The sequence below is a fragment of the Yersinia sp. IP36721 genome, from assembly GCF_003634395.1.
In the GTDB taxonomy this organism is placed as follows: domain Bacteria; phylum Pseudomonadota; class Gammaproteobacteria; order Enterobacterales; family Enterobacteriaceae; genus Yersinia; species Yersinia entomophaga.
Genome location: NZ_QCZL01000082.1, coordinates 1 through 706 on the forward strand (window position 1 = coordinate 1; position 706 = coordinate 706).

A 706-nucleotide genomic window follows, 5' to 3' on the forward strand; every position below is an offset into this window, starting at 1 on the left:
AAACCAAGGTTTGCGAGATCACCGGCGGCAACACTTTCTTTAGTCACCAGCCTTGCTGTGACACACTCCGATTATTTTTTCGGGGAAATCAACATGCTGATCGGCTATATCCGGGTATCAACAAATGACCAAAACACCGAATTGCAACGTAATGCCTTAGTTAGTGCAAAATGCGACCTGATTTTTGAGGATAAAATCAGCGGAAAATCCACCGACCGACCGGGATTGAAAAAAGCCATGCGCCATCTATCTACCGGTGACAGTCTGGTTGTCTGGAAGCTGGATCGCCTTGGGCGCAGTGTCAGGCACCTTATTACACTGGTGGAAGATTTAAAGAGTCGGGGTATTCACTTTCGTAGCCTTACGGACAGTATTGATACAGGAACGGCGATGGGGCGTTTCTTTTTTCATGTTATGAGTGCGCTGGCGGAAATGGAAAGAGAGTTAATTGTCGAGCGTACCTGTGCCGGGCTGGCTGCTGCGAGAGCGGAAGGGCGGATAGGAGGGCGGCGTCGTATTATGACCGATGAGGTTATTGCGCGTGCTAGACGAATGTTTGCTCAAGGGGCAACGTTGCATCAGGTGGCGTTGGTTCTGGAAGTGTCACCTAAGACAATTTATAAGTATATTCCTGCAGCGGAGCAGGGATGATGATTTTTCTGATTGATCACTGTTCACACCCAACTCACCGCCATTTGCCCAGAAT

The 706-nt window shown here is 48.9% G+C and carries 1 protein-coding gene; it reads left to right on the forward strand.

Annotated features, from left to right (window positions below):
• Positions 1 to 93 precede the first annotated feature (93 nt).
• Positions 94 to 651 (forward strand): recombinase family protein, encoded by a 558-nt coding sequence (locus tag DBA33_RS20410; RefSeq protein ID WP_064513188.1) that lies wholly within the window; start codon positions 94 to 96, stop codon positions 649 to 651.
• Positions 652 to 706: the final 55 nt, after the last annotated feature.